Here is a 4,934-nt window from a genome sequence, read left to right as displayed (position 1 = left end):
TTATGTGCCGTTTTAGTTTATTGACAAAGTATCCTTAAGTAGGATGGGCTTTAGCCCATCATATTGAAATAATTATATTTTTTGATGGGCTAAAGCCCATCCTACATATAAAATATGATTTAAATCAGGTTTGTCATCAGTCAAAAACGGCACATTATGTGCCGTTTTAGTTTATTGACAAAGTATCCTTAAGTAGGATGAGCTTTAGCCCATCATATTGAAATAATTATATTTTTTGATGGGCTGAAGCCCATCCTACACATAAAATACGATTTAAATCAGGTTTGTCATCAGTCTAAGTGCGGTGATTTTTCACCGCATTTCAGTTTATTGGCAAAGTATCCTTGAGTAGGATGGGCTTTAGCCCATCATATTGAAATAATTATATTTTTTGATGGGCTGAAGCCCATCCTACACATAAAATACGATTTAAATCAGGTTTGTCATCAGTCTAAATGCGGTGATTTTTCACCGCACTTTTTTTGTCCGTGTAAACAAGGTAAAATTTTGTCAAATCGAATTGTAAGGAGCATTTTATGTTACTCCCTTTTGTTCTCATTGCGTTGTGTGCCGGTGTGGCGCTTGCGGTTCAAGCGGCGATAAACAGCCAACTCGCCCATTCTTTAATCGGTCAACCGGCGGTTGCTGCGTTGGTGTCTTTCGCCACCGGTACTTTGTTGCTGCTGTTAATTTGTTGGTGGAAAACCGATTTGTTCACGGCGTTGCAACAAGTGCCGAAACAACCATTTTGGAAACTAATCGGTGGGCCTTTAGGGGCATTGGTGGTGTTCACTACCATTTTTCTGGCGCCGAAAATGGGCGTGACGAATATGCTGTTTTTTATTATCGTCGGGCAATTAATTGCGGCGTTAGTGATCGATCATTTCGGTTTGCTGGGAATGACGCAACGTCCCGTTCAGCTGTGGCAAATCATCGGATTTATTGTTATCGGAATCGGTTTAACCCTATTTTTCTTCGGTAAAACCTTATTCGGAAAATAAAAAACCACGCATTTGCGTGGCTTTGAAAGTAACGATTATAAAATCATTTTCACCAGTTTGTCCGCTTTTAAGCGGGCGAATTTTTTCAGCAATTTTTGCACCGGTTGCGGATATTGTTCCAATTCTTCCAATTCGGCGTAATGCGTTAAAACGCGAGTGTGCTGACGAATACAGGTCAATTCTTGCTGCGCTTGTTCGCTCAACTCGCCTTTCGGATCGTGAATAAACAAACCGTTTTCCGCATCTAAACGCCACGCGCGCGGGTTTAAGTTATTTCCGGTTAATAAAATATAACGATCATCCACCCACACGCCTTTTAAGTGATAAGTGTTATCGCTGTCTTTCCACGTTCGCACCACTAATCGCCCTTGGGTGATGGCTTGCTCGAATTTTTTACTGAATCGGCGCAAATTGTTTTCATATAAATAAGGCAATGCGCCCGCCATTTTGAACGGCTCGCTCGGCGGAATATAAAAATCATTGGCAGTTTTGTCGCCGACGATAATTTCGATTTGTTTACCTTTTTCTAATAAACGGCGAATTTTTTGTTGCAATGAACGTGGAAAATTAAAATACGGCGTACAAATCACCAATTTTTGTTCCACCAGCTGAAATAAATCTTCAATGGTGCGATTTAAAATATTATTGCCGGAACCCAAACCGAACAGCGGGCAAATCGTCAAGCTGTCGTTTAAGGTAATGGAGGCAGACAAATGATATTGCGCATCCGCCGCTAAACTTTTACGGAAAAAGCGGATATTTTGCCGAATGTCTTTGATTTTCGGGCGATTCGAAATATCCAACGGTGACACCGCGCTCGGATCCAACAAATAATTTTTCACAAAATTCACCAAGGTGTCAGTCAAGGCTTTATCGGTGATTTTGTGATAGCGGTCGTAACGGTATTTCCCGCTTTGGTTCAAATACACGTTATTAATGCTGGCACCGCTGTACAATACGGTGTTATCAAAAACGAATCCTTTAATGTGTAGCACGCCGAACACTTCGCGCGTATTAATCGGCACGCCGAAGAACATATTCGGGTCTTGCGGTAATTGATATTTCGCGCGTTCCTCGCAATACCAATCGGCATTGGTGGCGGATTTTTCCGCGCCTAACAAATTACGCTGCGCGCGATGCCAATCGATCAAAATTTTAACGTCTAATTCGGGATTCGCCTGCTTGGCGCGATAAATTTCGTCTAAAATTTGCTGACCGGCTTCATCGTGCTGCCAATATAGCGCCGTGATATAAATGCGCGATTGGGCGTGGCGAATTAAATGAATAATTTGTTGCTTAAATTCCGCCGGGCTATAAATGAACTCGATTTGTTCCGCTCGTAACGGCAAACAAGGCAAACGTTCCAAGTTTTGCATTGCGCGTTTCGTTTTATTAATCAACATACTTCGTACTCTCTCATTCGTTCTACGAGAATTAGTTATTCAGTTTACAATATTTACCGCCCGACTTGGTAGAAAAAAGGTATTTTTTCGTTATAATGCTCACAATTTCCGATAAAGTGCGGTGACTTTTTGCCCATTTTATTTATCTTTTACTCTCTTATCGGCAAAATCATATGAACAAAAACACTCCGACTTTCCGCCAATCGACCAATGAAAAACGCTTTAACGAACGCACGGTCGGTGAAAAAAAAGCACAAAATCGACCGCACTTTGAACGCGATTCTCGCGAAAATAAACCTTTTCGAGATAAAAACAAGGGCGGTGCGCGTCCGTTTAAAGGGCAAGAAAGATTTACCGAGGTGCCGCAAATTCGCGAAACCGTAATGGATAATGCGCGCGGCACGGGAAATGTGAAAGTGATGGTGAAAAGCTCGCAGCAAACCGTCGCGCCGAAGAAAACCGGCCCGCTTTCACCACGTGCGCCAGAGAAAATTAAGAAAAATCGCGCGGAAGAAATGAAACTTTGCGGCGAAAATGCGTGTTTAGCGCTGTTTCAACAGCGTCCGGAAAGCATTGTGCGCGTTTGGACTACGGTGGAAATAGCGCATCGCGTCGGCGATTTGTTCAGTTATCTCGCCGCCAATAAAAAAGCCTATCACGTGGTCGATCAGGCGGAATTAGCGTTAGTCAGCGGCACCGAACATCACGGCGGCATTTGTATGTTGGTGAAAAAACGCCGCCCGTTCACGCTAGAAGGCTATTTAGATATTCCGCGCAAACAAGATACCTTGGTTCTGTTGGATCGCGTGAAAAATGCACACAACGTGGGCGGCATTATTCGCACTTGCGCCTTTTACGGCGTGCGCGGCGTTATTATCGACGATGCGGAATTGTTGGCTTCCGCATCGGCGGCGCGTGTTGCCGAAGGCGGAATGGAATATATTCATCCGCTACAAACGGATAATATTGATAAAGCATTAGAAAAATTGCGTCAAGCCGGTTATCAAATCGTGCATTTAAGCGATAATCGTCAAGCTAAGCCGTTGAATAAATTGCAATTCGCCGATAAAACGGTGTTGGTGTTAAGCGAAACAAACTCGGCGCACGCCCAAGACGAGGCGGTTAATTTATCTTATGCCAATCCGTTGAAAAGCGGCTTGAACGTGGCGGTCGCCGCCGGTATTTTATTGGCGAAACGTTGCCAATAACGGCGGAATTATAATTGATCCGAATGATGAATCAGCACGAAACGTTCCCAAAGTTGTTCGTCGCTTTCAATATGGTTCGGATCGGTTTTGATACAATTTGTAATCGGACACACTTTTTGACAAGTCGGCGTGTCGTAATGCCCGACGCATTCGGTGCAAAGTGCGGGGTCAATAACATAAATATCCGCGCCGACGGAAATAGCTTCGTTCGGGCATTCCGGCAAGCACATATCGCAGTTCGTACATTTGTCCGTAATTAAAAGTGCCATTGTTTCTCCGTGTGCTGCCCGTGTAAAATGAAAGTGCGCAATTATAAAGAATCCCGCTTAAAATTTAAATAATAATTTAAGCCAAGCGCCGGTATTTCGACACGCAGTACCTTGAGAACATAGGCGCTATATGTTACCCGAAAGGGAAAACGCATTTAATTATCCGCCGTAAGCGGCGGGTTTCAACCATAAGGGTAGATTTCAATGAACCAAAAACAAACGATGCAATTATCCATTTTTGTCGTGTGCTTTTTTATGTTTTTGCTCGCCGGCTGGTATTATTTTTCTCAGCATAAACAAGCGGTTTCCACCGTAGTGGACAGCAATTACGATTATGTGATGAAAAACGATCCCATAGGGCAAAATAAAAAAGCCAAAACCAATTATTACACGCTTGTGCTGTCTTGGTCGCCGGCATTTTGTGATGCGCAACGCAAACGCTACGGCGAAAATCTACCGGACGCCTTAGAATTACAATGCGGCAAAACCCAACAATTCGGCTGGGTCATCCACGGATTATGGCCGCAAAACGAAAAAGCGCGCCGCGTCGCCGATCATCCGCGCTTTTGTAAAGGTGATTTGCCGATGGTCGATCACGAAGTGATCCAACAATTTCTCGCCGAAAGCCCGAGCGCGAATTTATTGCAAGGCGAATGGGAAAAACACGGCGCGTGCGCATTCAACAATCCGCAAGATTATTTTGAAAAACAACGCGAATTATACCGCACTTTAAAATTACCGAACTATGAATTATCGTCCAGAAACGAATTATTTCATTGGGTGAAGAAAAATAATCCGCACTTAAAACAAGCAAATCTCGGCGCAAGCCGTAATGAATTATTTATTTGTTACGATTTAAGCTGGAATGTCATTGATTGCCCGCGTAGCCGTACAGGGTATTAATTCATCGGTATTTTCACCGAAAGAGCGAGGGTAAATGCAAATGATAATTTTATTATAATAATTAGACTGATGACAAACCTCATTTAAATCGTATTTTATGTGTAGGATGGGCTTTAGCCCATCAAAAAATATAATTATTTCAATATGATG

Annotated in this window: 5 protein-coding genes; 3 read left to right on the top strand and 2 right to left on the bottom strand. The window is 43.1% G+C overall.

The genetic code is table 11. The annotated features are described in order from the left end of the window. The first annotated feature begins 536 nt into the window (after positions 1–536). On the top strand, positions 537–1,001 hold the full coding sequence (locus CVP04_RS11675) for a DMT family transporter (protein WP_100297685.1): 465 nt from the start codon (positions 537–539) through the stop codon (positions 999–1,001). Positions 1,002–1,036: 35 nt separating this feature from the next. Here the strand turns inward: CVP04_RS11675 and pssA are convergent, their stop codons facing one another. Beyond that, on the bottom strand, positions 1,037–2,404 hold the full coding sequence (gene pssA, locus CVP04_RS11670; RefSeq protein WP_100297684.1) for a CDP-diacylglycerol--serine O-phosphatidyltransferase: 1,368 nt from the start codon (positions 2,402–2,404) through the stop codon (positions 1,037–1,039). 173 nt (positions 2,405–2,577) lie between these two features. On the opposite strand from pssA, the gene CVP04_RS11665 reads away from it, so the two are divergent. Continuing rightward, complete coding sequence (locus tag CVP04_RS11665) at positions 2,578–3,612, top strand: TrmH family RNA methyltransferase (protein ID WP_100297683.1); 1,035 nt, start codon at positions 2,578–2,580, stop codon at positions 3,610–3,612. A gap of 8 nt (positions 3,613–3,620) precedes the next feature. Here the strand turns inward: CVP04_RS11665 and CVP04_RS11660 are convergent, their stop codons facing one another. Further along, positions 3,621–3,881 carry a YfhL family 4Fe-4S dicluster ferredoxin gene (locus CVP04_RS11660; protein WP_100297682.1) on the bottom strand — a complete coding sequence of 87 codons (261 nt, stop codon included), beginning with the start codon at positions 3,879–3,881 and terminating at the stop codon, positions 3,621–3,623. A 204-nt stretch (positions 3,882–4,085) separates the two neighbouring features. Between CVP04_RS11660 and CVP04_RS11655 the strand changes: the two genes are divergently transcribed. Further along, the gene (locus tag CVP04_RS11655) at positions 4,086–4,784 is read left to right on the top strand and encodes a ribonuclease T2 family protein (protein WP_100297681.1); all 699 of its coding nucleotides are present in this window, start codon (positions 4,086–4,088) and stop codon (positions 4,782–4,784) included. Positions 4,785–4,934 lie beyond the last annotated feature (150 nt).

It is taken from the genome of Caviibacterium pharyngocola, assembly GCF_002795405.1.
Classification (GTDB): Bacteria; Pseudomonadota; Gammaproteobacteria; order Enterobacterales; family Pasteurellaceae; genus Caviibacterium; species Caviibacterium pharyngocola.
The sequence above is the reverse complement of the archived record's forward strand: the minus strand, read 5'-3'. Positions and strand labels throughout refer to the sequence as shown.

Coding starts and splice junctions, on each gene's coding strand:
- CVP04_RS11675 (WP_100297685.1), top strand. CDS start 537: ATGTTACTCCCTTTTGTTCTCATTGCGTTGTGTGCCGGTGTGGCGCTT.
- pssA (WP_100297684.1), bottom strand. CDS start 2,404: ATGTTGATTAATAAAACGAAACGCGCAATGCAAAACTTGGAACGTTTG.
- CVP04_RS11665 (WP_100297683.1), top strand. CDS start 2,578: ATGAACAAAAACACTCCGACTTTCCGCCAATCGACCAATGAAAAACGC.
- CVP04_RS11660 (WP_100297682.1), bottom strand. CDS start 3,881: ATGGCACTTTTAATTACGGACAAATGTACGAACTGCGATATGTGCTTG.
- CVP04_RS11655 (WP_100297681.1), top strand. CDS start 4,086: ATGAACCAAAAACAAACGATGCAATTATCCATTTTTGTCGTGTGCTTT.